Below are 22048 nucleotides of genomic sequence, written 5' to 3'. Positions count from 1 at the left end.
ACGGCGATGGCTCGCCCTGCGGGTACGTGCGTGCGTCGGCGGGTCGGCGGATGCGTCGTGGCGGCGATCGTGAGCTCCTCGGGTGGGTTCTCATTGTCGTCCGCGCCGCCTGTGCACGGGCCGAACGAGCCGGGGACGAGAAGTGCCCCGAGCCGAAGCCCGGGGCACTTGCTCTGCGTGATGGCGGTCAGGCGCGAGCGGCCTCCGACACGCGGCGAGCCGCGGCGAGTGCCTCGTCGAGGTCTGCCTTGAGGTCGTCGATGTTCTCGATGCCCACCGACAGTCGCACGAGGCCGGGGGTGACGCCGGCCGTGAGCTGCTGCTCGGGCGTGAGCTGCGCGTGGGTGGTCGACGCCGGGTGGATGACGAGAGAGCGCACGTCGCCGATGTTCGCGAGGTGGCTGAACAGCGACAGGCTGTTGACGAACTCGCGACCGGCTTCGACGCCGCCCTTGAGCTCGAACGACAGCACCGCACCGACGCCCTTGGGTGCGTACTGGTTCGCCTTGGCGTACCAGGGAGACGAGGGCAGGCCAGAGTAGTTGACGGATGCCACGTCGTCCCGGCTGTCGAGCCACTCGGCGATCTCCTGGGCGTTCTGCACGTGACGCTCGATGCGCAGCGACAGCGTCTCGATGCCCTGGATGAGGTTCCAGGCGCTCTGCGGCGCGATGGCCGAGCCGAGGTCGCGGAGCAGCTGCACCCGGGCCTTGATGATGTAGGCGAGCGGGTCGCCGACCGCGGCGGTGTAGCTCGCGCCGTGGTACGACGGGTCGGGCTCGGTGAGGCCGGGGAAGCGCTCGACGTTCTTCGACCACTCGAAGGTGCCGCCGTCGATGATCGCGCCGCCGATGGTGGTGCCGTGGCCGCCGAGGAACTTGGTGACCGAGTGCACGACGATGTCGGCGCCGTGCTCGAACGGGCGGATCAGGTACGGAGTCGCGATCGTGTTGTCGACGATCAGCGGGACGCCGCCCTCGTGCGCCACGTCGGCGACGGTGCGGATGTCGAGGATGTTGATCTGCGGGTTGCCGATGGTCTCCGCGAAGAAGAGCTTGGTGTTCGGTCGCAGCGCGCGGCGCCACTCTTCGGGGTCGTCCTGGTTCTCGACGAACGTGACCTCGATGCCGAGCTTGGCGAGCGTGTACTTGAACAGGTTGTACGTGCCGCCGTAGATCGAGCTGGACGAGACGATGTGGTCACCGGCCTGCGCGATGTTCAGCACAGCGAACGTCGACGCCGCCTGACCGCTGGCGAGGACGAGGGCTCCGGTGCCCCCCTCGAGCGCCGCGAGGCGCTGCTCCAGGACGTCCTGCGTCGGGTTCTGGATGCGGGTGTAGATGTTGCCGAACTCCGCCAGGGCGAACAGGTTCGCGGCGTGATCCGCGCTGTCGAACACGTAGGACGTGGTCTGGTAGATCGGAGTGGCGCGGGCCTTGGTCACGGGGTCGGGAGCAGCGCCGGAGTGGATCTGCTTTGTCTCGAAACGCCAGGTCTCGGGTGCGGACATGTGTTCCCCCTGGAACTGTTGGAAGGTCGATTCGACTGATGTCGTTGATGCGACAGTACGGAATATCGGAAGTTGTCAACAGTGGGTAGGAAATGTGACGTAATGAACGCCGGCCGGATCCCGGTGCCGCTGCGCGTGCGGGTTCAGGGCCGGCCGAGCAGCCTCGCCGCCCACGTGCGAGCGATCGCGAACGGCTCGGCGAACGTCGTCATCCCGACCGTGACGATCGCGCCCTCGTACAGCAGCATCATCGCCTGTGCCATCGCCTGCGGATCGGTGATCCCCGCTTCGCCGCAGAGCTCCTCGAACAGATCGAGGAGCCAGGCCTTCTGGCGAGACACCTCGGGGAACACCGGGTGGTCGTCGTTGCCCTCGCCGATCTCGGCTCGAGCGTTGATCGCGCTGCATCCCTTCGGGCTGTTCTCGTCGGACCAGGAGATCGCGGCGTCGAAGACCGCGAGCACACGGTCGGCGCCGGGATCGGGCACCCGGGCGAGCTGGCCGGCGACGTGGTCGCGCCACCGCGCATCCCGGTGCTGGAGGTAGGAGACGACCAGCGCCTCCTTCGACCCGAAGCGGTCGTAGAGCGTCTTCTTCGTGACTCCGGCCGCCTCGGCGATCGTGTCGACCCCGACCGCGTGGATGCCTCGCTCGTAGAACAGTCGGGATGCGGCGTCGAGAACGCGCCGCCCTCCGGGCGTGAGCGGGACGAGTTCGGGAACGGACGAGGTCATGCGGACGACTATACCAGTCTGTATAGTCGGCATCATGAGTAAACAGATCGGTGTACTTCGGGTCGTGACGACGGCGACCGCCGCGACCGCATTCGTCGTGACCTGGAGCTCGGGGTTCATCATCCCGGCGTTCGCCACCGTCGAGGTCTCGCCCCTGACGCTCCTCGTGTGGCGGTTCGCACCCCTGGCCGTCGCGCTGCTCGTGCTTGTCGTCGTCTCAGGAGCGGCGACGGGGATGCACCGACGTGAGCTCCGGATCCAGGCTTCGATAGGGATCTTCGCGCAGTTCGGCTACTGCATCGCGGTCTACGGTGCCGTCGCCGCAGGCATCGCCACCGGCACCGTGGCTCTCATCGACGCGGTGCAGCCCCTGGTGGTGGCTGTGCTCGTCGGGCCCATCCTCGGTCTGCGTGTGCGCGGAGCTCAATGGGTCGGGCTCGGAGTGGGCGCGATCGGAGTGCTGCTCGTCGTCCAGTCGCAGCTCGGCGCCACCGAGGCTCCACCTGCGGCCTATGCGCTGCCGGCCGTCGCCATGGTGTGCCTCATCGTCGGCACCCTGCTGCAGCGGAAGACCGGGGTGCAGACCGGCGTGCTCGTGACGCTGACCGTCCACGTGACGGTGACGGCGGCGCTGCTCGTGGTGATCGCGGCGGTGACGGGGACGCTGGTTCCGCCCGCCTCCGGATCGTTCTGGCTCGCCGTGGTGCTGACCGCGGCCGCTCCGACGCTCGCCGCCTACGGTCTGTACTGGTGGCTGCTGAAGCGCATCGGCATCACCGCCCTGCAGGCGCTGCTCTTCCTGATCGCGCCGACGACGTCACTGGCCGGAACCATCCTGCTGGGGGAGCCTCTGACGATCCTCACGATCGCCGGACTCGCCCTGTGCGGAGCCGGGGTCGCACTCGTCCTCGTCTCCGAGGTCCGGTCGGCGCGCGTCGACTCCCGACGCGGCGCGTCGAGACGACCCGACGATGCGCAGCGGCTTTCGCGGCCGGAACATCGTACGGTGGAGGAATGGTGAACAGGCGTGCAGTGGTGACGGGTGCGAGTTCGGGTATCGGACAGGCGACGGTGCGCGCGCTGCGCGCCCGCGGCTGGGGGGTCGTGGGAGTCGCACGACGGGCGTCCCGACTGGAGGCGCTCTCGGCGGAGACCGGGGCGTCGACGGTCGCGTGCGACCTGACGAACCCGGAAGCCGTCGCAGCGCTGGTCTCGGAGCTCGAGGATTCGGGACCCGTGCACGCTCTCGTGCAGGTCGCGGGCGGAGCGCGAGGCACGGATCGCATCGAGAACGCGTCGATCGACGACTGGCAGTGGATGTACGACGCGAACGTGCTGTCGAGCCAGCGTCTGGTGGCGGGGCTCCTGCCTCTGCTTCGTCGGGCAGCCGCCGCGGACGGTCACGCGGACACCGTGTTCGTGACCTCGACGGCCGCCCAGGTGGCCTACCCGGGCGGCGGAGGCTACAACGCCGCCAAGGCCGCGCAGGCCATGCTCGTGCACGCCCTCCGTCTCGAGTTGAACGGCGAGCCGATCCGCGTGTCCGAGATCGCTCCCGGAATGGTGCACACCGAGGAGTTCACGCTCAACCGTCTGGGCGGAGACGCGGTCGCGGCAGAGGCCGTGTATTCGGGCGTCGAGGCGCCGCTGCGCGCCGAGGACGTCGCCGACGTGATCGCCTATGCCCTCGACGCGCCCGCTCACGTGAATCTCGACCTCGTCACGATGCGACCCGTCGCGCAGTCGGCCAACCATCTTCTCGCCCGCGGACCGCTGCGCGTGCGGCCGATCGACTGAGGATGACCGCGCGCACTCTCGCCGAGCTCGCCGGCGACGGTCTCATGGACCCCGAATGGGCGGACGCACTCGCTCCGGTTCAGCAGACGATCACCGCCCTCGGGGAGCGGCTGCGGGAGGAGCAGGCCGCAGGACGCGGTTATCTTCCCGCGGGCGATCACGTGCTGCGCGCCTTCGAACGCCCGATGTCCGACGTCAAGGTGCTCATCACCGGTCAGGACCCGTATCCGACTCCCGGGCACCCGATCGGGCTGTCGTTCGCCGTCGACCATGACGTGCGGCCGCTGCCGCGCAGCCTGGGGAACATCTACCGGGAACTCGAGAGCGATCTCGGCATCCCGCCCGCCCCGCACGGAGATCTGTCCGCGTGGAGCGACCAGGGGGTCCTGCTGCTCAACAGGGTGCTGACCGTGCGGCCCGGCGAGGCCGGCTCCCATCGCCGCTGGGGATGGGAGCAGGTGACCGAGCTCGCGATCCGCGCACTCGTCGCGCGGGACCAGCCGCTCGTCGCGATCCTGTGGGGCAAGGACGCGGCGAATCTGCAGCCCCTCCTCGGCGAGACCCCCGTGATCGCCTCGGCGCACCCGTCTCCGCTCTCCGCACGGCGCGGATTCTTCGGCTCTCGGCCGTTCTCGCGAGCGAACGAGCTGCTCGACGGACTCGGTGCGAGTCCGATCGACTGGCGCGTCGGCGAAGCGCCCCCTCTAAGCTGATCGCATGCAGTTCGAGCCCGGTGATCGCCGCCGTGTGCTGCCGCGCCATCTGCGCCCGCAGCCCGAACCCGACGTGTTCTCGTACTCGATCCGCCCCGCACGTTCGGGCGACCTCCCGTACGTGCGCGAGATCTACAACCATTTCGTCAGCAATTCGGTGGTCACTCTCGATGAGCGGCGCAGCAGCATCCCCTACTGGCGTGAGAAGTTCGCGCTGCTGAGCAAGCTCGGCCTGCCCTTCCTGGTGGCGGTCTCGCCGGCGGGGGTCGTGATCGGGTACGCGCTGGCGCAGCCGTGGGCGGGCAAGAACGCGTACCGGTACACGGTCGAGGACTCGATCTACCTCGGTCCGGGAGCCGGCGGCAAGGGGCTCGGAGCTGCGCTGCTGCAGGCACTCATCGACGCCTGCGAACAGCTCGGCATCCGCGAGATGGTGGCCGTGATCAGCGACACGAAGGCCGACGCCTCGATTCGGCTCCACGCGAAGCTCGGCTTCGTCGAGGCCGGACGGATGGGCCGAGTCGGGCACAAGTTCGGCCGCGACCTCGGGACCGTCTACATGCGCCGCGCGCTGCGTCCCAGCCGTCGGCGGAAGTTCTTCAGCACGAGCTCGACGCGCTGACGACCCTGCTCACGACGGGGGAGCGGGGATCACGGGGATCGCGGCGAGGAGCGCCTTCGTGTAGTCCTGCGTCGGGCGCAGCAGCACGTCTGCGGTGGGTCCTCGCTCGACGACGGCGCCGTCCTTCATCACGACCACCGTGTCGCACAGGTTCTGCACCACGCCGATGTCGTGCGACACCAGGACGAGCGTCAGGTCGGCGCTGCGTCGCAGCTCGATCAGGAGCTCGAGGATCTGAGCTCGCACGGTCACGTCGAGCGCCGACAGGGGCTCGTCTCCGACGAGGATGCGGGGTCGATGCACGATGGCGCGGGCCAACGCGATCCGCTGCCGCTGCCCTCCCGAGAACTCGTGCGGGTAGCGGTCGCCCATCTCGGGTTCGAGGCCGACCTGCTCGAGCACGTCGCGCACGCGCGCGCGGTGGTCTCCCTCGATGCCGAGCGCCCAGAGGGGCTCGCGGATGATCTGGGCGGCGGTCATGCGAGGGTCCAGCGATGCGTACGGGTCCTGGAACACGAGCCCGGTCTGACGGCGCAGCCAGTGCAGCGAGCGGGCGGATGCCGCGGCATCCACGGCTCTTCCGTCGACGGTGACGGTGCCGGACGTCGGACGGTCGAGTCCGAGCAGCAGTCTGACGAGCGTCGATTTCCCCGACCCGGATTCGCCGATGATCCCGACGGACGACCCCTCGACGATGTCGAGGTCGGTCGGTGCCAAGGCTGTCTGCCTGCGCGTCGGCTCGAAGGCGGAGCGCTTGGGGATCACGAAGTCACGCCGCAGAGACCGCGCCTCGATCAGGCTCATCGCGTGCCTCCCTCGGGCCGCCACAGGGTCGCGGTCGCGTCGCGGAGCAGCCCCTGGGTGATCGGCGACGTCGGGGCGGTGAGGAGCGTGCTCACGGGAGCCGCCTCGACCACGTGGCCGTCTTCGAGAACCACGCCCTCGGTCGCGACCTGAGCGAGGACGGCGAGATCGTGGGTGATGAACACGAGTGACATGCCCTGCTCCTCGACGAGGTTCAACAGCAGAGCGAGGATCTCGGCTTGGATCGTGACGTCGAGAGCGGTCGTCGGCTCATCGGCGATGAGCAGACGCGGTCGGCACGCGAGCGCCATCGCGATCGCCACCCGCTGCCTCTGACCGCCGGACAGCTGGTGCGGATACCGATCGACGATCGACGTCGGGTCGGGCAGGCGCACGCGAGCCGCCTCCTGGATCGCTCGCTCTCGGGCCTCTCGTCGACCGATGCCCTCGTGGATGCGGATCGACTCGGCGATCTGCCTGCCGGCCGTGCGGATCGGGTTCAGAGCGGTGCGCGGCTCCTGGAAGACGATCCCGATCTCGTCACCGCGCAGGCGTGCGAGCTCGCGATCCGGCATTCCGATCAGCTCAGTGCCGTTCCAGCGGATGCTGCCGCTCGCGGTCGCGCCGTCGGGAAGGAGCCCGAGAACGGCCAGGGCGGTCAAGGACTTGCCGGATCCGGATTCGCCGATCAGGCCCAGGCGCGATCCGTCCGGCACCTCGAACGAGACGCCGTCGACCACCGGCCGTCCGTCGATGCGGACGACGAGGTCGGTCACTTCGAGACTCATGCGATCACCGCCGGCGTGTGGATCTCGGCGGCGCGATGGCGCAGCGTGGGATCGGTGGCCTCGCGCAGGCCGTCGCCCAGGAGGTTGAGAGCGAGCACCGTGATCGTGATCGCGAGGCCCGGCCAGATGACCGAGAGGGGATGCACGCCGATGTAGCGCTGGAGATCGGCGAGCAGCAGCCCCCAGCTCGGCTCCACCACCGACGCGCCGAAGCCCAGGTACGACAGTCCCGCTTCGGCGAGCACGGCGACCGCCATCGACCACGACAGCTGCACGATGAACACGGGCGCGACGTTGGGCAGCAGGTGGCGCGCGAGGCTCTGACCGGTCGTCAGGCCGGAGGCCCGCGCGGCGAGGACGAAGTCGCTCTGCTGCACGCGGCGCAGCTCTGGTCGGGTGACGCGAGCGATGTTGACGCCGAAGCCGATGCCCACCGACCAGATCACCACCCAGAGCGAGCCGCCCCAGACCGACGAGATCATCATCGCGATGAGCAGCACGGGGAAGGCGATCAGGATGTCGACGAGCACGGCCACCGTCTCACGCAGCCACCGTGCCGTGAGCGCGCCGAGCGCGGCCAGGGCGATGCCGACGACCGTGGCGACGAGCCCGGCGCCGATGCTCACGAACACCGTCGTCCGAGAGCCCGCCATGAGCAGACTGAGGATGTCGCGCCCGGTGTCGTCGGTGCCGAGCAGATGCGGCCAGCCGGGGCACCCCAGCGAGCCGCCAGATCGGACTCCTGCGGGTCGAACGGCGTCCAGAACAGCGAGACGAGCGCGGTGAGAGCGACGATGGCGACGACGATCAGACCGAATCGCCCGGTCGCGGTCCGCCACAGTCTCGACAGCCAACCGGACATCAGGCCTCCCTCTGCCGAGGATCGATCGCACGATGGACCAGATCGACGAGGAAGCCCACCACGAGCACGAAACCGGTGAGCACGAGCAGCTCGCTCTGCACCTTGACGAGGTCGCGCGTTCCGACGTCGGCCACGAGCATCCGCCCGATACCCGGGAGGGTGAACAGCTGCTCGATGACGACCGAGCCGACGATGATGCCCGCGACCTGCAGTCCGAGGACAGTGATGATCGAGAGTCCGACTGCCGGTATGCCGTGGGAGATGAGTGCGCGCGTGCGGGTGAGTCCCTTGGCGGCGGCGGTGCGGACGAAGTCCTGTCCCGCAGCCTGCAGGGTCGCACTGCGCACGAATCTCATGAGCATCGCGCCCTCGACGATGCCGATCGTGAGAGCGGGCAGCAGCAGCGATTCGATCGCTCGCCAGGGCGTGCTCCACCCGGTGCGGGGGAAGCCCTGCGGGGGAAGCCAGCCGAGCCAGACCGAGAAGACGACGATGAGCATCATGCCCGCCCAGACGACGGGCACCGCGGCGAGAGCCTGCGCGCCCACGCTCAGCGCCGTGCCTCCGCGACCGCCACGACGAAGCGCGGCCAGAATGCCGAATGGCACGGCGATGAGGACGGCGATGAGCAGGGAGAGGATGCCGAGCGGGACCGTGACCTGCGCCTTCTCGAGCAGCTCCTCGCCGACCGAGGCGCCCGACAGGAGCGACGTGCCGAGATCGCCGCGGAATATCCCGCCGATCCACTCCGCGTACTGCGCGGGGAGAGGACGGTTCAGACCGAGGGATTCGCGAAGGGCCTCCACCTCGTCGGGGGAGGCCTGCGTGCCCGCGATCAGCTGTGCGACATCGCCGGGGAAGACCCTGAGGGTCAGGAAGATCACCGCACTCGAGACGAGGAGCCCTGCGATGAGCAGGGCTCCTCGAACGAGCGCGTAGCGGATCACGACGTGCGCGTCATCACTTCTCGGTGGCCACGGTCACCCCGGCCAGGTTGATGCGGGAGTTGATCGAGTCCTCGGGGAAGCCGGTCACGAGCGGGCTGACGGCCGTGATGGTCGCACCGTTGTACAGCCAGTCCGCCGCGTGGTCCTCGGACACGATGCGCGCGGCTTCGGCGAGCAGGTCCGCGGACTTGTCGGGATCGACCTCGGCCAGCGCCTCGGTGTACAGGCCCTGCACCTCGGCGTTGTCGTAGCCGAAGTAGTAGTCGGGGTTCGCGAAGTTGCCGAAGTCGCGCGGCTCGACGTGCAGCACGAAGCTGAGGTCGTAGTCGTGGTTGGTGTAGACGTCCTCCAACCAGGCCGGGAACTCGACGGAGTCGACATCGAGGGTGACGCCGACCTTCTGGAAGTCCGAGATGAGCACCTTGGGGACCGTCGTTCCGTAGAAGCTGGGGATCGTCAGGGTGAGCTCGAGATCCTCCTGGCCGGCTTCTGCAAGCAACTCCTTCGCCTTCTCCGGGTCGTAGGAGACGACATCGGAGAGGTCCTCGTAACCGGGGTCCAGCTCAGGGATCGGTCCGTACAGGGTGGATCCCGCACCGACGGCCTCGACGAGAGCCTCGTGATCGATCGCGAGGCGGAGTGCCTCGCGTACCCGGACGTCGTCGAGAGGCGCCTTGGCGTTGTTGAACGCGAGCGTGGCCTTGTCGGTGGTGCGCCCGGTCGTGAGGGCGAAGTCGCCGGAATCCTCGAGCTGCGGGGCGAGATTCGGGTCGACGGCTGTGAGAACCTGGACCCCGCCGTCGAGAGCGGTGTTCACTCCGGCGGTGAAGTCGGGGATGTACTGGAACTCGACCTCGGCGACTCCCGCCGGTTCGCCCCAATAGGCGTCGTTGCGGGCGAAGGTGATGGCGCTGCCCTTGTTCCACCGAGTCAGGGTGAAGGGGCCGGTTCCGTTCTCGGCGGTCTTGAGGTCGGTCGCGTCGCCCGTCTGGAAGACGAGACCCGCAGGCCCGGTGAGCGAGAACAGGAAGTTCTGGTTCGGCTCCGTGAGCACGATCTGCACCGTCGCGGGGTCCGGGGCGGTGATAGAGGCCACCGAGGCGAACTCGGCGTTGCCCTGCAGCGTCGCGTCCGTGCGGACGGCCTCGTACGAGGCGACCACGTCGGCGGAGGTGAGTGCGGTTCCGCTGTGGAACGTGATGCCCTCGTTGAGGGTGAACGTGTAAGTGAGTCCGTCGTCGGAGACCTCGTAGTCCGAGGCGAGGCGGGGCACGATCTCGTTCTCCTGCGTCCGGCTGATCAGACCCTCGTAGATGTTGTCGATGAGGATCTGCTCGAGGGCGGCGCCGCTGGTGTGACGGATGTCGAGATTGGTGGGTTCGAGGACGAGCCCCACCTGGAGCGTCGCGTCGGGATCGGGCTCTCCGACGGGCTCAGTGGTCTCGGGCTCTGCGGCACCTGCGCAGGCGGTGAGGACGATGGCGCTCGCCGCGATGGCGGAGATCAGCGCGAGTCGTCGCGTACGTCGGAACATGGGTTGTTTCCTCTCGGTGCGGCAGTTGCTGTGTGCCGATGGATCGAGCCTAGGGATGTGTCGGGTGGGTGAGGGCGGAATGTGGAACGGAACGTCACATTCCGTGCGGCGGGAGCGAGGACGAGATCACCGCGGCGAGCTGCCCGGGCGCGGTCTCCTGGACGTTGTGGGTGGCCTGGACGGCGACCACGCGGGCCTGAGGCAGACGATCGGCGAACTCCTGCGCATCCGCTGCGGTCACGAAGCCGTCGATCGCGCGGAGGAGCGTGAGGGGTGCCGACGTCTGGGAGAGATCCTGCCAGCCGGTGGTGTGAAGTGCGGACGGCGCCGAGACGTCGCCGCGGTCGTGCGCAGCGAGCGTCTGGGCCGCGAGGTGCGCGAAGTGGTGCTTCCACTCGATGCGGCCGTCGGCGCGCACGCGGGTGTTCAGGAATACGCCCCGCTCGGTGTCAGACCTGGCGCCCCCGAACCCGAACGAGATCGCGCGGTCGACGAGCTCGTCGCGCGTCTCGAAATCCGTGGGGCCGGCGTAGAACTCGCGTAGGGCGGCGGGCCCGGCGGACGTGTCGATGCCCGGGGTGATGTCGACCACGATCAGCTCCGACACGAGGTCGGGACGGGCAGCGGCAAGAGCTGCGCCGGTGAGGCCGCCGAGCGAGTGGCCCACGACCAGCTGCGGGGCGTCCGTCCAGGCGTCGAGCGCCGCGGCGACGTCGAGGGCGAGAGTGCGAGGGGTGTAATCGAGGTCGTCGCGCCACGACGAGTCGCCGTGACCGGCGAGGTCGATCGCCAGCACCGGCTGCTGGAGCGCGAGCACGGTCGTGTCCCACGTGTGCGCATTGAGACCGGCGCCGTGCAGCAGTGTCACTCGAGGTGCCTCGTCGCCGAATCGCAGCGCGCTCACCTGGCGGCCGTCCGGCAGGGGCAGCGTCAGGCGTCGAACGGACGGTTCGGCGACCCCCATCGTCTGCGCCTGTGCGGGAAGATAGCTGAACTCGCTGGTGTCGATCGCCACCTGCATATTCTGCTCTGCTTCGAGGGTGGTGGGGAAATGCGGGAGCATTATGTTTGCCGTAACCCGGCTCACCCTTGGCGAAAAGGTATCAAATCGGCGCTGTCATTTCGCGCTCTGCATTCTCGCTTCCTGTGAGCGGCTCGCCAGCTTGAGTGCACAACGGAATATCATTGAGCCATGAGCGAGACGCGAGTGCACCTCTCAAAGACCGAGCCGGCGGCCTACCAGGCGCTCGACGCCTTCGCCCGCACCGTGGGAGACATCTGCGCAGCCAACGGGATCGACGATCGGCTCAAGGAGATCGTGATGATCCACTCGTCGCAACTCAACGGGTGCAGCTACTGCACGCGTCTGCATGTGGATCGCGCGCTCAAGGCGGGCATCGACACCGACACGCTCATGCAGATCGCGACGTGGCGCGAGAGCAATGTCTTCAGTGACCGCGAGGAAGCCGCGCTCGAGCTCGCCGAGGCTTTCACCTTCATCTCCGAGGAGGGCATCTCCGACGACGTGTACGACCGGGTCGGTGGAGTGTTCACCGAGAAGGAGTACGCGGCACTGAGCTGGGCCTGCATCTCGATCAACGCCTTCAACCGAGTCGTGATCGCCGGAAGATACCCGGTTCCGCCGCGCTCGCCGCAGGCGCAGGCGCAGGCATGAGCGTTCTCGAGGTCGACGGGGTCAACAACTTCCGCGACGTCGGAGGGATGCTCGCAGACGGTGGTCGGATCCGTTCGGGCGTGCTGTTGCGATCCGGCCAGCTCTCGGCGGCGACCACTGCCGGGGTGAACGAGGTCCGTCGCCGCGTCGCTCACATCGTCGATCTTCGCGACGGCGAAGAGGTCGCCGCAGAGCCGACCGAGATCGAGGGTCCCGACACCACTCACCTTCCGCTGTTCCTCGGATCCGTGCGGTCGTTCTTCGAGACGGACACGAGCCTGGAGGATCTCTATCTGCACCTGCTCGAGGAGAGCGGAGATCGGCTCGTCGCCGCGATCCGCATCATCGCTGAGGGGGAGCCGACTCTCGTTCACTGCACGGTCGGCAAGGACCGCACCGGGGTGACCGTCGCGCTCGCACTCGCCGCAGTGGGCGCCGACCGTGAGGCGATCGTCGCGGACTACGCGCTCACGGAGTCGCTGCTGCCCGCCGAGCGGTCGCAGCGCATCGCTGCATACCTGAGGTCGCAGCATCCGCAGGCTGTGCACGCCGTCGCTCTGGCGACGCAGTCGCCGGCACCGGTGATGCGGGCGCTGCTCGAGCAGGTCGACGAACGTTGGGGTTCGGCCGCCGGCTACCTGCGCGCGAACGGGATGACGGACCAGGAACTCGAGGCTCTGCGATACGCACTTGTGGAAGAAGTCCCCGAGCAAGGTTAGGCAACCCTTCATGTGCTGTATGATGGATGCATCATGGAGACCTTCCTCGAGACCCGCAGCACGCGTGCCGAACGCCGCGCCGCACGTCGCCGTGCTCACCACCTGGTGACGGCCGACGAGCACTCGCTCACCGAGCTCGAGGTCTTCCTCGCCACTCTGCCGCTGTGCGCGTCGGGTCGGATCTTCATCGAGGTCGCCGACGCGTCCGACATCGGCGTGATCGAAGCCCCTGGACGCATGACGGTCACGTGGCTCGCTCGATCCCAGCGATCGGGCGCACCGGGAAGCGGGCGAGCGTGCGCACCCGGCGAGGCTCTCGCCCGAGCGACCTGCGCGTGGGCAGACGAGATGCTCTGCGACGACGAGCTCGACACCCACGTCACTCTTCTCGGAGGCTTCCTCGGCACGGCTGACATCGTTGAGCACCTGACGGGCGCCCTCGAGATCCAGCCTGCTCAGATCCACGCTCCGGAGCGTTTCGGGCTGCTGCCCGTCAACCGCTGAGCGCTTCCGCGCTCGACGGCCGCGACCTGCTGCGGCGCACGTAGTTGCCGTCTTCCAGGCCCGCCTCGATCTCGAAGCGGTTGCGCAGCGGATCCCTGCCCGCGAACAGGTAGAGCACCGGAAGCAGGATGCCGTAGCGCAGCCACTGCGCCTTGTGCACCGCCTCGTGGCGCAGCACGGCCTCGCTCGGACGGGCGTCACCCGTCAGGAAGCAGCCGCCGACGCACACTCCGCCGCGGTTGAACGTCCAGTTCGGCATCCCCTGGAACACCCACAGGCCCGATCGGCGTTCGACGGGACCCGTGCTCCACAGGGACCCCCAGATCCAGCCCACGGACGTGCCCCACCAGTAGCCGATCCGGCTGATCGGCGAACGCAGGAGGAACGCGGGGATCCGGCGGTCGAGTCTCCGACCGCGAGCCACAGCGCGCTCGGCGGCCGGCCGCCAGTCGGACGTCATGCGACGGCTCCGACGAGACGGAGCAGCGCGCCGAGGTCGTCGACCGCGTCAGCGGGTGAGCGAGGGGCGAACCCCGCGATGGTGGCGCCCGCCAGCGGCACACGGGACCGCAGTGCGCGGATCGCGGTGCTCAGACTCGCGGGCGAGAGTCCGAACGGTGCGGGGGAGGAGACGCCGGCGATCTCCGCAGGGTCGAGCACATCGACGTCGATGTGCACCCATACGCGGCGCGCGCCGGTCGCTTCGACCGCGTCGGCGAGAGCGTCGGGCGATTCCAGATCGTCGACGGAGAGCTGGGCGAGGCCGTCGAGGGCGGTGACCTCGTCGTCGTCGAGATTGCGCATGCCCACCGTGACCACCCGATCGCGGGGGATCCCGGGCGAGAGCGCGAGTTGAGGCTCTCCGTCGCCGAGTACCGCGCGGAGCGCCATGCCGGAGAACGCTCCGGAGGATGAGGTGTCCGGCGTGTGCAGGTCGGCGTGGGCATCGCACCACACGACGGCCAGGTCGTCGGTTCCGCCGGGAAGAGCCGCCAGGGCGGCGACGGTCACGCTGCAGTCGCCGCCGATGATCACGGTGTCGGCGGTCATGCCGGTTTCGACGAGCTCTCGGGTGCGAAGGAGAGCGCTGAGTCGGCGGACGCCGGTGCCGAGGGATTCACCGGCTTCGACCGGCACATCGAGCACCGTGGTCGCGGCACGCGGAAGGTCGCCGGCGATCGCCGAGGCGCCGTCGACGAGCAGCATCGCGCGAGCGGCGGGGGAGCCCTGCCACTGCGGGACGACGAGGAAACGCACCATGGGTGCCTCCAGCTGAGAAGAGGAGCGGGTGCCTCGGACGCGAGGATCCGAGGCACCCGCAGGTGTGTCAGGAGCCTTCGATGGCCTGGCGAGGGGCGGAGCCGCCCGCCTTCAGCTCGGCGAGACGAGCCTCGACCTCGGTGAGCTCACCGAGGTCTTCGAGGCTCTCGAACTGAGCGTCGAGGCTGGATGCCGCGAGCTCGATCTTGCCCTGGGCGAGGGCCTCCTGACGGCGGACCTTGTCTTCGAAACGTCCCAGCTCGCTGGTGGGGTCGAGGACGTTGATCGAGGAGACCGCATCCTGCACCTTCGTCTGAGCCTCGGCGACCTTGGCGCGGGCGAGCAGCTCGCTGCGCTTGTTCTTCAGCTCGCCGAGCTTGTCCTTCATGCCGTTGAGGCCGGACTTCAGCTTGTCGACGATCTCGGTCTGAGCGGCGATCTGCGGCTCGGCCCCGGTCGCCTCGCGCTCGGCGCTGATCTGGCGCTGCAGAGCGATCTTCGCGAGGTTGTCGAACTTGTCGGCATCGGCGGCGTCGCCGGTGGAGCGCATCTCGTCGGCCTTGCGGCTGGCGGCGAGAGCCTTGTTGCCCCACTCGGTGGCGGCCTGGACGTCTTCCTCGTGGTCGCGCTCCAGCAGACGCAGGTTGCCGATGGTCTCGGCGATGGCCGACTCCGCGTCGGCGATGCTGTTCGTGTAGTCGCGAACGAGCTGGTCGATCATCTTCTGCGGGTCTTCCGCAGAGTCCAGGAGCGAGTTGATGTTCGCGCGGACGAGGGTCGAGATACGTCCGAAGATGGACTGCTTGGTCATGCGTGGTTCCTTTCAGAGGGTCGGACTCGATGTCTGGGGTCGATAGGTGTGCGGTTCAGAAGCGTCGCCCTCCCGAACGGCCGCTGCGGCCGCTGGAGCGGCTGCCGCCGCCTCCGCCGAAACCGGAGCTGCGGAACCCGCCGCCACCGCTGGAACGCCAGCTGCTGCTGCGCGAGGAGCCGCCGCCTCCGCCGCCGCCCGAGAGCAGACCGCCGATGATGCCGCCCAGGATGTCGCCGCCGAGGCCGGAACCGCCGGAGCCTGATCCGCCGCCGAAGATGCTGCCGCCGGCGCCGCCCCATCCGCTCTCATAGCGGCTCGGACTCATGGCCGCGACATCCGCCTGGGCGGACGAGGTGGCCTGCCGGGCGAGTTCGAGCGCGCGTCCTGCTTCTGCGAGCGCGGTCTCGGGATCCGACGACCGCAGACTCACGGCCTGAGTAAGGGTCGCGTCGGCCTGGGAGAGGCGGGTGCGAGCCGTGGAGCCGACGGTTCCCCGCCGCGTCTCGATGTACTCGCGCGCTGCTCGGATCTCGGAGCCCGCCTGCGTCAGGGTCTGCTCGAGAAGCTGCTGCACGCGTCGCGCCCGTTCCACGGCCTGGGTGCCCTCCGCGATCGCGGCGTCGATCTGCGTGTTCGCCGCGCTGAGCGCTTCGAGCACGCGCTGCGGACTGCGCGATGCTCCGGAGAGGTCGGCCTGCGCACGCTGCAGCTGCTGCAAGGTTGCGGCCGCGAGCGCGGCGAGCGTGCCTCCGGCGTCAGGCAGCTGCTGTGCCGCGGCGATGTCGGCCTGCAGCTCGGCGACGAGAGCCTGCGCCTGCGATTCGATACGGGAGAGTTCGGTGCCCAGCGCGGTGATGGCCTCGACCAGCTGTGTCGCCTGCGCCACCGACTGCTCGGCCGTGCGGATGGCGAACGCCGCCTCGCCGGAGCGACCGGCCGCTATCGCCTGCTGCGCGGCCTCGATCGAGCGGTCGGCCAGGGCTGCCCGCTCCTGAGCCTGTGCCGGGTTGTCGGACACCGTGCTCAGCGCCGATGCGTCGTAGGTGCCGGACAGCGCGGCCAGAGCGGGAGCCGCGGAAGTCAGAAGCGGGACGAGAGCGGCTCGCTCGCCGCGGACTCTGTCGAGTTCCTGTGGTGCGTTCTGCTCGAGCTTGCGGAGCGCGTCGAACGCGTCGGTGTTCTCGTCGAGGACGTCGTCGATCTCGTCGCACAGCCGGATGATGCGGATGTGCCAGGCGCGGCGATCGTGGACGGTGTCCTCGATCTCGTCGTCGAGCTTCTGCTTCAGATCGAAGGCCTCGGACATCTTCGACTTCGCGGTCTCGACTGCTCCGCTGAACTCGGCGGTCGCCGCGTCGCCGAACTGGGCGACGGCGAAGCCGAGCTCCTCGCGGCTCGAGGTGATCGCGTCGTCCGCCTGTACGAGTGCGGCTCCCGCCTGCGTCTCCACCTGGTCGTCGGTCAGCGTGGAGAACGGATCGTTCGGATCAGGCGTCTCGGGCATGGCGCCGCGCCTGCGGATCGCGGCATTGCGACGCGCGCGGCGAATGAGGGCGATGACCAGCCAGATGATCAGGCCGACCGCGATGACGGCGACCACGATCAGTGTGGCCCGTAGAGCGCCCGCACCGCCGTCGCCCTCGATCTCGTCGGCGGCGAGGACGATCATGCCCTCCCAGTCCTCCTGTGCGGCCAGACCCTGGATCTTGTCTTCCACGTCGTCGAGCTTGCTGTCGCTGAGCGGGCCGTCGGGTGCTGCCGAGATGTAGTAGCTGCGTCCCTCTACCGCGATCGCGAGCAGGTACTGCTCGGAGCCGAGGTTGTTGTTCTCTGCGACGGTATCGGCCCAGGCGACGTTGTCGGTCGGCGAGGTGAAGTCATCGACGAGGACGACGAAGAGATCGGACGAGGAATTGTCGCTGAGCGTCTGGAGTCGAGCCTCGACGGCGTCCTCTTGGCTCGGGCTGAGGACGTCGGCGTCGTCCGTCACGTATCCCGAGTCGAGCGTCACGGGGTCGGTCGCGGAGGCAGCAGATGCGGAGAACGCGGCTGCTGCAGCCGCCGCAGTCAGTGCGGCCAGCGCCAGCCACCGTGTCTTCATCGTGTTCCCTCCGACCGGCAGCCGAGCCCCATGGCACGAGTCTATGCACAGAGGCCGACACGCGACACCTTCCGAGCGGGGATAGCCGTTCGCCCTCAGCGGAGACACATACGCTGGATGGCATGGACGACAGGTACGGATCCGATGTGCTCGCTGCCGGCTGGAGGGAACGAGCAGCCAAGCCGGTGCCGCAGGTTCCCGCCGAGCTCGATCTCGTCGTCGAGGTGGCGCAGGACGGATTCTGCGGAGCGGTCACACGGGTGCAGGGCGGCAACGTCGAACTCGAGGACCGGGTGGGGCGCAAGCGCCTCTTCCCGCTCGGAGGCGGGTTCCTGATCGACGGATCACCGGTGCGGCTCACGGTCCCGGCCGCGAAGGAGCAGGGCCTCCGACGCACGGCATCCGGCTCGTTCGTCGCCGCCGATCAACGGGCCAGGGTCGCGCTTCCCAGCCGGATCCTGGTCGAGGGCAAGCACGACGCCGAGCTGGTCGAGAAGGTATGGGGAGCGGACCTGCGGGTCGAGGGCGTCGTCGTCGAGTTCCTGCAGGGAGTCGACCTGCTCGACGAGCTGCTCGCCGCAGAGCCTCCCAGCGCATCGCGCCGCTACGGGGTCCTCGTGGATCACCTCGTGCCCGGGTCGAAGGAATCGCGCATCGCCGACGCCGTCGCCCGGGGTCCGTACGGCAGGCATGTGAAGATCGTCGGCCACCCGTTCGTGGATGTCTGGCAGTGCGTCACCCCTCGGGCTCTCGGTATCGCGAGATGGCCGGAGATCCCCCGGGGCACGGACTGGAAGACCGGGATCTGCCGCGCATTCGGGTGGCCGTACGAGACGCAGGCGGACACCGGTCGCGCCTGGCAGCACATCCTGTCGAAGGTGCACACCTACCGCGACCTCGAGCCCGCGCTCCTCGGTCGGGTGGAGGAGCTGATCGACTTCGTGACGGCACCGGCCTCCTGACCCGCGGTCGGTGGCGTTCAGCGCCGCCGACTACCCTGGAAGCATGCCCGAACCCCGCACCTTCCGCGACGAACCGGTCTCCTTCGTGCGCCGCAGCGGCCGGATGTCCGATGCTCAGGAGCGCGCGTTCGAAGAGCTCGGACCGCACTACCTCCTCGACGTGCCCCGCGATGTCGCCTGGACCTCGGTGCACCCGGAGGCGCGTCTCGATCCCGCCTCCGAGTACGGGCGGGATGCGGACCTGTACGTCGAGATCGGCTCCGGTCAGGGGCACGCCATCGTCGCTGCCGCATCGTCCCGCCCCGACGACGACTTCCTCGCGGTCGAGGTCTTCCGCGCGGGTCTCGCCAGGACCATGCTCGACGCCGACCGCGAAGGTGCTCGCAACGTCCGCGTGGTCGAGGCGAATGCGCCGGAGGTGCTCTCGTCGTACCTCCCCGAAGCGGCAGCGGCAGAGGTCTGGATCTTCTTCCCTGATCCGTGGCACAAGAAGAAGCACACCAAGCGCCGTCTCGTCCGCCAGGGGTTCGCCGACACCGCCGCTCGCGCACTCCGTGACGGAGGTCTGCTCCGCCTCGCGACCGACTGGGAGGACTACGCGCTGCAGATGCGCGAGGTGCTCGACGCGGAGCCTCTGTTCGAGCGCGCCTTCGACGGCGACTGGGCCGAGCGATTCGATGGACGCGTCATGACCGCGTTCGAACGCAAGGGGATCGCCAAGGGGCGAGACATCCGCGATCTCGTGTATCGGCGGAAGTCGCGCGCGTGATCACCGCGCAGCGCATCTCGGCGACGTGGCCGGCGGTCGTCTCCGCGCTCTTCGTGTGCGCTGCGGCGCCGGCATTCTTCGTGGTGCAGATCCCGTGGCTCGGCTGGGCGCTGCTCGCACTCGGCGTCGGGAGCGCGTGGCTCGTCGAGCGCCGTCTGCCGGTGACGGCGGATCAGACGGTGCGCGTGGGCACGCGTCGCGAGAGCGCCCGAGTCGTGGGGACCAGCCGTCAGCCCTCACTCACCAGGGACCTGTCCCTGATCGCCCTCGGCATGCTCATCGTCAGCGCGATCCCGCTCGCGGCAGAGCTCGACAACCTCGCCATGCTGCGGTTCACGCTCGCCCTCGGCGGCGCGGTGGCGGTTCCGTACGTCGTCTCCCGCTTCGTGTTCCGCGACCGGGCGATCGGCTTCCCCTGGCGGGCGCACCGCCGGTGGGGGCGCCTGCAGTGGGGCTGGCTCGTCGCCGTCCTGGTGCTCGGCTGGCTGATCCTGCCGTTCTACTTCATCACCAGCGGCGTCTATCAGAACTGGCCGGTCGTGGACTCGCCCGACCTCATCGCCCGGCTGTTCGTCGGCGTCGGAGCGGTCGGCATCTGGGACGAGCTGTTCTTCATCTGCACCGTCTTCGCCCTGCTGCGCAGGCATTTCCCCGACGCCCTCGCCAACGTGCTGCAGATGATCGTGTTCGTCTCATTCCTGTGGGAGCTGGGCTATCGCGAGTGGGGACCGCTGCTGACCATCCCGTTCGCGCTGCTGCAGGGGTTCATCTTCATGCGGACGCACTCGCTGGCCTATGTCGTCACGGTGCACCTGCTGTTCGATGCGGTGGTGTTCGGGGTGCTCGTACACGCCCACAACCCCGGGCTTCTGCCGATCTTCCTGATCTAGCGCGAGCGGACATCGATACGATCGAGTCATGCTCATCGTCGGACTCGTCCTCGCCGCGGCCGCTGCCGCCTTCCACGTCTTCATCTTCGCGCTCGAGTCGCTGAGATGGACAGAGCCCGAGACGAGGAAGATCTTCGGCGTCGCGAGCGAGGCGGACGCCCTCACGACGAAGGCGCTCGCCTTCAACCAGGGCTTCTACAACCTGTTCCTCGCGCTGACCGCGCTGCTCGGCGTCGGCTTCGTGATCATCGGCTTCACAACGGTGGGACTGACTCTCGTGTTCGCCGGAACGGGGATGATGCTCGCCGCCGCACTGGTGCTGATCCTCTCCGATCGCACGAAGGCGCGTGCCGCGGTGATGCAGGGCACGCTGCCGCTCCTCGCCGTGATCGCGACCGCGATCGCCGTCTCGATCGGCTGATCTCGGTGATGCGCTGATCGTCTCCGAGGGGTGACAACTCGCCCGGCACGGGCCACACTCGGTGCATGACCGACTGGGTGCTGCACGTCGACATGGATCAGTTCATCGCTGCGGTCGAGGTGCTGCGCCGACCGGAGCTCGCCGGGCTTCCCGTGATCGTCGGCGGCCGGGGTGACCCGACGGAGCGCGCCGTCGTGTCGACGGCGTCGTACGAGGCGCGGAAGTTCGGCATCGGATCCGGGATGCCGCTGAAGATCGCGGCGCGCAAGGCGCCTGAGAACGCGGTCTTCCTGCCGGTGGACCACGACGCGTATGAATCGGCCTCCACCGAGGTGATGTCGACACTGCGTGCACTGCCCGGGGTGGTGCTCGAGGTCATCGGCTGGGACGAGTGCTTTCTCGGCGTGACCACGGACGACCCCGAGCAGACGGCGCGCAGCGCGCAGAACGCGGTGCTCGAGTCGACGGCACTGCACTGCTCGGTCGGCATCGGCGACAACAAGGTGCGGGCCAAGATCGCCACCGAGTTCGGCAAGCCCCGGGGCGTCTTCCGGCTCACCGCCGAGAACTGGTTCGACGTGATGGGAGACCGGCCTACTCGGGACCTGTGGGGAGTCGGCCCGAAGGTTCAGAAGCGGCTCGCCACCCACGGCATCACGACGGTCCGGGAACTCGCTGACGCGGACGAGGCAGAGCTCATCGCGGAGTTCGGACCGCGGATGGGCGTCTGGTACCACGGGCTGGGCTCGGGTCGCGGTCCGACCGTGGTCGACAGCACCCCATGGGTGGCCCGCAGCCACAGTCGCGAGATGACGTACCAGCAGAACCTCACGACGACTGCAGAGGTTCAGGCGGCGCTGACTGAACTGGCGGGGCAGGCCTTCGACGACTGCGCCGCCGAGGGGCGCCCGGTCGTCCGCGTGCATCTGAAGGTGCGCTATGCGCCGTTCGAGACCAAGACCTTCGGCCGCAAGCTGCCGGAGCCGACCACCCGGCGCGCGACGGTCATCGAGGCGGCACTGGCGCTCGGTGCCACGCTCGATCACGACCGGGAGGTCAGACTGCTCGGCGTCCGCGCGGAGATGGCGATGCCCGAGGGCGGTGACTCGGCCGAGCGGACCCCGGTGCGCGGAAGGATCTGAGTCGGCTCGCCGCGGTCATTCGCGGATGACGGCGGCGATCGCGCTCACCTCGATCACTGCGCCCGGGACGCCGAGGCCGGCCACGAGGGCTGCGGTCACCAGCGGAGGGGCGCCATCACGGGCGAGCGTCGCTGCGACGGCACCGTAGGCGGCACGAAGATCGGCATCCTGGTGGATGTAGATCGTCCAGCTGATGACATCGTCGAGGCCTGCGCCCGCCGACTCGAGCGCGATCCGAGCGTTCTCGACCGCTCGGAGCGACTGATCGGCGGCATCCGTCGAGACGAGCGCGCCCGTCTCATCGACGCCGTTCTGGCCGCCGACGTGGATCGTCGTGGCCCCGGGCGGGACGACGGCGACATGACTGAAGGCGGGGCTCACGACGAGTCCCGCCGGCTGTGCGAGTGTGATCTCCATCTGCAGAGTGTGCATCCGGGGGCGGACATCCGCGAGAGGGTTCGTCGGCGGTGCGTCGGGGCG

General features: G+C 68.8%; 24 protein-coding genes and 1 pseudogene. 12 read left to right on the top strand and 13 right to left on the bottom strand.

The window, feature by feature from the left end; translation table 11 throughout:
- Nucleotides 1–187 precede the first annotated feature (187 nt).
- Both ACZZZF_RS05105 and ACZZZF_RS05100 read right to left on the bottom strand, forming a co-directional pair.
- On the bottom strand, nt 188–1510 hold the full coding sequence (locus ACZZZF_RS05105; protein ID WP_056278296.1) for a bifunctional o-acetylhomoserine/o-acetylserine sulfhydrylase: 1323 nt from the start codon (nt 1508–1510) through the stop codon (nt 188–190).
- Nucleotides 1511–1653: 143 nt separating this feature from the next.
- Nucleotides 1654–2244, bottom strand: a complete 591-nt coding sequence (locus ACZZZF_RS05100; RefSeq protein WP_463497380.1) for a TetR/AcrR family transcriptional regulator — start codon at nt 2242–2244, stop codon at nt 1654–1656.
- A gap of 34 nt (nt 2245–2278) precedes the next feature.
- Between ACZZZF_RS05100 and ACZZZF_RS05095 the strand changes: the two genes are divergently transcribed.
- From ACZZZF_RS05095 to ACZZZF_RS05080, 4 genes are read left to right on the top strand one after another with little or no spacing between them, the layout of a single operon-like run.
- Complete coding sequence (locus ACZZZF_RS05095) at nt 2279–3265, top strand: DMT family transporter (RefSeq protein ID WP_463497378.1); 987 nt, start codon at nt 2279–2281, stop codon at nt 3263–3265.
- Nucleotides 3259–4041, top strand: coding sequence for an SDR family oxidoreductase (locus ACZZZF_RS05090; RefSeq protein ID WP_463497376.1), 783 nt, complete (start codon nt 3259–3261; stop codon nt 4039–4041). The genes ACZZZF_RS05095 and ACZZZF_RS05090 overlap by 7 nt, the downstream gene beginning before the upstream one ends.
- Nucleotides 4042–4043: 2 nt before the next feature.
- Nucleotides 4044–4754, top strand: a complete 711-nt coding sequence (locus tag ACZZZF_RS05085) for a uracil-DNA glycosylase (RefSeq protein ID WP_053095692.1) — start codon at nt 4044–4046, stop codon at nt 4752–4754.
- Between the two features lie 4 nt (nt 4755–4758).
- Nucleotides 4759–5376 (top strand): GNAT family N-acetyltransferase, encoded by a 618-nt coding sequence (locus tag ACZZZF_RS05080; RefSeq protein ID WP_320487976.1) that lies wholly within the window; start codon nt 4759–4761, stop codon nt 5374–5376.
- Nucleotides 5377–5385: 9 nt separating this feature from the next.
- Here ACZZZF_RS05080 and ACZZZF_RS05075 read toward each other — a convergent pair whose 3' ends face one another.
- The 6 genes and pseudogenes from ACZZZF_RS05075 to ACZZZF_RS05050 all read right to left on the bottom strand — a co-directional run bounded on the left by ACZZZF_RS05075 (nt 5386) and on the right by ACZZZF_RS05050 (nt 11332).
- The gene (locus ACZZZF_RS05075) at nt 5386–6180 is read right to left on the bottom strand and encodes an ABC transporter ATP-binding protein (RefSeq protein WP_187249456.1); all 795 of its coding nucleotides are present in this window, start codon (nt 6178–6180) and stop codon (nt 5386–5388) included.
- Entirely contained in the window at nt 6177–6968 is a 792-nt protein-coding gene (locus ACZZZF_RS05070) for an ATP-binding cassette domain-containing protein (RefSeq protein ID WP_463497373.1), read from the bottom strand. The genes ACZZZF_RS05075 and ACZZZF_RS05070 overlap by 4 nt, the downstream gene beginning before the upstream one ends.
- A pseudogene (locus ACZZZF_RS05065) lies at nt 6965–7830 on the bottom strand (ABC transporter permease). The gene ACZZZF_RS05070 and the pseudogene ACZZZF_RS05065 overlap by 4 nt, the downstream one beginning before the upstream one ends.
- Nucleotides 7830–8777: an ABC transporter permease gene (locus tag ACZZZF_RS05060; protein WP_053095696.1), complete on the bottom strand. Its 948-nt coding sequence runs from the start codon at nt 8775–8777 to the stop codon at nt 7830–7832. Before ACZZZF_RS05060 ends, ACZZZF_RS05065 begins: the two are co-directional and overlap by 1 nt.
- 13 nt (nt 8778–8790) lie before the next feature.
- Nucleotides 8791–10311 (bottom strand): ABC transporter substrate-binding protein, encoded by a 1521-nt coding sequence (locus ACZZZF_RS05055; protein WP_463497371.1) that lies wholly within the window; start codon nt 10309–10311, stop codon nt 8791–8793.
- 94 nt (nt 10312–10405) lie between these two features.
- Entirely contained in the window at nt 10406–11332 is a 927-nt protein-coding gene (locus tag ACZZZF_RS05050) for an alpha/beta fold hydrolase (protein WP_463497368.1), read from the bottom strand.
- A 171-nt stretch (nt 11333–11503) separates the two neighbouring features.
- On the opposite strand from ACZZZF_RS05050, the gene ACZZZF_RS05045 reads away from it, so the two are divergent.
- From ACZZZF_RS05045 to ACZZZF_RS05035, 3 genes are read left to right on the top strand one after another with little or no spacing between them, the layout of a single operon-like run.
- Nucleotides 11504–11986, top strand: coding sequence for a carboxymuconolactone decarboxylase family protein (locus ACZZZF_RS05045; protein WP_056278311.1), 483 nt, complete (start codon nt 11504–11506; stop codon nt 11984–11986).
- Nucleotides 11983–12705, top strand: coding sequence for a tyrosine-protein phosphatase (locus tag ACZZZF_RS05040; protein ID WP_053095700.1), 723 nt, complete (start codon nt 11983–11985; stop codon nt 12703–12705). Before ACZZZF_RS05045 ends, ACZZZF_RS05040 begins: the two co-directional genes overlap by 4 nt.
- A 33-nt stretch (nt 12706–12738) precedes the next feature.
- Nucleotides 12739–13209, top strand: a complete 471-nt coding sequence (locus tag ACZZZF_RS05035; RefSeq protein ID WP_295102786.1) for an SIP domain-containing protein — start codon at nt 12739–12741, stop codon at nt 13207–13209.
- Here ACZZZF_RS05035 and ACZZZF_RS05030 read toward each other — a convergent pair.
- From ACZZZF_RS05030 to ACZZZF_RS05015, 4 genes are all read right to left on the bottom strand, one after another.
- Nucleotides 13199–13669, bottom strand: a complete 471-nt coding sequence (locus tag ACZZZF_RS05030; protein WP_463497365.1) for a Fe-S oxidoreductase — start codon at nt 13667–13669, stop codon at nt 13199–13201. The genes ACZZZF_RS05035 and ACZZZF_RS05030 overlap by 11 nt on opposite strands.
- Nucleotides 13666–14469, bottom strand: a complete 804-nt coding sequence (locus tag ACZZZF_RS05025; protein ID WP_463497362.1) for an arginase family protein — start codon at nt 14467–14469, stop codon at nt 13666–13668. Before ACZZZF_RS05025 ends, ACZZZF_RS05030 begins: the two co-directional genes overlap by 4 nt.
- Nucleotides 14470–14536: 67 nt before the next feature.
- Nucleotides 14537–15280: a PspA/IM30 family protein gene (locus tag ACZZZF_RS05020; RefSeq protein ID WP_053095704.1), complete on the bottom strand. Its 744-nt coding sequence runs from the start codon at nt 15278–15280 to the stop codon at nt 14537–14539.
- 55 nt (nt 15281–15335) lie between these two features.
- Nucleotides 15336–17384: a TPM domain-containing protein gene (locus ACZZZF_RS05015; RefSeq protein ID WP_463497359.1), complete on the bottom strand. Its 2049-nt coding sequence runs from the start codon at nt 17382–17384 to the stop codon at nt 15336–15338.
- Between the two features lie 122 nt (nt 17385–17506).
- Here ACZZZF_RS05015 and ACZZZF_RS05010 point away from each other — a divergent pair, with 122 nt between their 5' ends.
- From ACZZZF_RS05010 to ACZZZF_RS04990, 5 genes are all read left to right on the top strand, one after another.
- Nucleotides 17507–18346: a DUF3097 domain-containing protein gene (locus tag ACZZZF_RS05010; RefSeq protein WP_463497358.1), complete on the top strand. Its 840-nt coding sequence runs from the start codon at nt 17507–17509 to the stop codon at nt 18344–18346.
- A gap of 43 nt (nt 18347–18389) precedes the next feature.
- Nucleotides 18390–19115 (top strand): tRNA (guanosine(46)-N7)-methyltransferase TrmB, encoded by a 726-nt coding sequence (gene trmB / locus ACZZZF_RS05005; RefSeq protein WP_053095707.1) that lies wholly within the window; start codon nt 18390–18392, stop codon nt 19113–19115.
- The gene (locus ACZZZF_RS05000) at nt 19112–20005 is read left to right on the top strand and encodes a CPBP family intramembrane glutamic endopeptidase (protein WP_463497356.1); all 894 of its coding nucleotides are present in this window, start codon (nt 19112–19114) and stop codon (nt 20003–20005) included. Before trmB ends, ACZZZF_RS05000 begins: the two co-directional genes overlap by 4 nt.
- Nucleotides 20006–20033: 28 nt before the next feature.
- Entirely contained in the window at nt 20034–20426 is a 393-nt protein-coding gene (locus tag ACZZZF_RS04995; RefSeq protein WP_053095709.1) for a DUF1304 domain-containing protein, read from the top strand.
- 65 nt (nt 20427–20491) lie between these two features.
- The gene (locus tag ACZZZF_RS04990; RefSeq protein WP_463497354.1) at nt 20492–21568 is read left to right on the top strand and encodes a DNA polymerase IV; all 1077 of its coding nucleotides are present in this window, start codon (nt 20492–20494) and stop codon (nt 21566–21568) included.
- A gap of 15 nt (nt 21569–21583) precedes the next feature.
- Here the strand turns inward: ACZZZF_RS04990 and ACZZZF_RS04985 are convergent, their stop codons facing one another.
- Nucleotides 21584–21985 (bottom strand): RidA family protein, encoded by a 402-nt coding sequence (locus ACZZZF_RS04985; RefSeq protein ID WP_400340800.1) that lies wholly within the window; start codon nt 21983–21985, stop codon nt 21584–21586.
- Between the last annotated feature and the right edge of the window lie 63 nt (nt 21986–22048).

This window comes from Microbacterium sp. AC215 (assembly GCF_979258645.1).
Note: the sequence above shows the minus strand (reverse complement) of the source record. Positions and strands in the feature narration are given on the sequence as shown.

Excerpts from the sequence above, each read along its gene's own strand:
- ACZZZF_RS05105 (WP_056278296.1), bottom strand. The coding sequence starts at position 1,510 with ATGTCCGCACCCGAGACCTGGCGTTTCGAGACAAAGCAGATCCACTCC.
- ACZZZF_RS05100 (WP_463497380.1), bottom strand. The coding sequence starts at position 2,244 with ATGACCTCGTCCGTTCCCGAACTCGTCCCGCTCACGCCCGGAGGGCGG.
- ACZZZF_RS05095 (WP_463497378.1), top strand. The coding sequence starts at position 2,279 with ATGAGTAAACAGATCGGTGTACTTCGGGTCGTGACGACGGCGACCGCC.
- ACZZZF_RS05090 (WP_463497376.1), top strand. The coding sequence starts at position 3,259 with ATGGTGAACAGGCGTGCAGTGGTGACGGGTGCGAGTTCGGGTATCGGA.
- ACZZZF_RS05085 (WP_053095692.1), top strand. The coding sequence starts at position 4,044 with ATGACCGCGCGCACTCTCGCCGAGCTCGCCGGCGACGGTCTCATGGAC.
- ACZZZF_RS05080 (WP_320487976.1), top strand. The coding sequence starts at position 4,759 with ATGCAGTTCGAGCCCGGTGATCGCCGCCGTGTGCTGCCGCGCCATCTG.
- ACZZZF_RS05075 (WP_187249456.1), bottom strand. The coding sequence starts at position 6,180 with ATGAGCCTGATCGAGGCGCGGTCTCTGCGGCGTGACTTCGTGATCCCC.
- ACZZZF_RS05070 (WP_463497373.1), bottom strand. The coding sequence starts at position 6,968 with ATGAGTCTCGAAGTGACCGACCTCGTCGTCCGCATCGACGGACGGCCG.
- ACZZZF_RS05055 (WP_463497371.1), bottom strand. The coding sequence starts at position 10,311 with ATGTTCCGACGTACGCGACGACTCGCGCTGATCTCCGCCATCGCGGCG.
- ACZZZF_RS05050 (WP_463497368.1), bottom strand. The coding sequence starts at position 11,332 with ATGCAGGTGGCGATCGACACCAGCGAGTTCAGCTATCTTCCCGCACAG.
- ACZZZF_RS05045 (WP_056278311.1), top strand. The coding sequence starts at position 11,504 with ATGAGCGAGACGCGAGTGCACCTCTCAAAGACCGAGCCGGCGGCCTAC.
- ACZZZF_RS05040 (WP_053095700.1), top strand. The coding sequence starts at position 11,983 with ATGAGCGTTCTCGAGGTCGACGGGGTCAACAACTTCCGCGACGTCGGA.
- ACZZZF_RS05035 (WP_295102786.1), top strand. The coding sequence starts at position 12,739 with ATGGAGACCTTCCTCGAGACCCGCAGCACGCGTGCCGAACGCCGCGCC.
- ACZZZF_RS05030 (WP_463497365.1), bottom strand. The coding sequence starts at position 13,669 with ATGACGTCCGACTGGCGGCCGGCCGCCGAGCGCGCTGTGGCTCGCGGT.
- ACZZZF_RS05025 (WP_463497362.1), bottom strand. The coding sequence starts at position 14,469 with ATGGTGCGTTTCCTCGTCGTCCCGCAGTGGCAGGGCTCCCCCGCCGCT.
- ACZZZF_RS05020 (WP_053095704.1), bottom strand. The coding sequence starts at position 15,280 with ATGACCAAGCAGTCCATCTTCGGACGTATCTCGACCCTCGTCCGCGCG.
- ACZZZF_RS05015 (WP_463497359.1), bottom strand. The coding sequence starts at position 17,384 with ATGAAGACACGGTGGCTGGCGCTGGCCGCACTGACTGCGGCGGCTGCA.
- ACZZZF_RS05010 (WP_463497358.1), top strand. The coding sequence starts at position 17,507 with ATGGACGACAGGTACGGATCCGATGTGCTCGCTGCCGGCTGGAGGGAA.
- trmB (WP_053095707.1), top strand. The coding sequence starts at position 18,390 with ATGCCCGAACCCCGCACCTTCCGCGACGAACCGGTCTCCTTCGTGCGC.
- ACZZZF_RS04995 (WP_053095709.1), top strand. The coding sequence starts at position 20,034 with ATGCTCATCGTCGGACTCGTCCTCGCCGCGGCCGCTGCCGCCTTCCAC.
- ACZZZF_RS04990 (WP_463497354.1), top strand. The coding sequence starts at position 20,492 with ATGACCGACTGGGTGCTGCACGTCGACATGGATCAGTTCATCGCTGCG.
- ACZZZF_RS04985 (WP_400340800.1), bottom strand. The coding sequence starts at position 21,985 with ATGGAGATCACACTCGCACAGCCGGCGGGACTCGTCGTGAGCCCCGCC.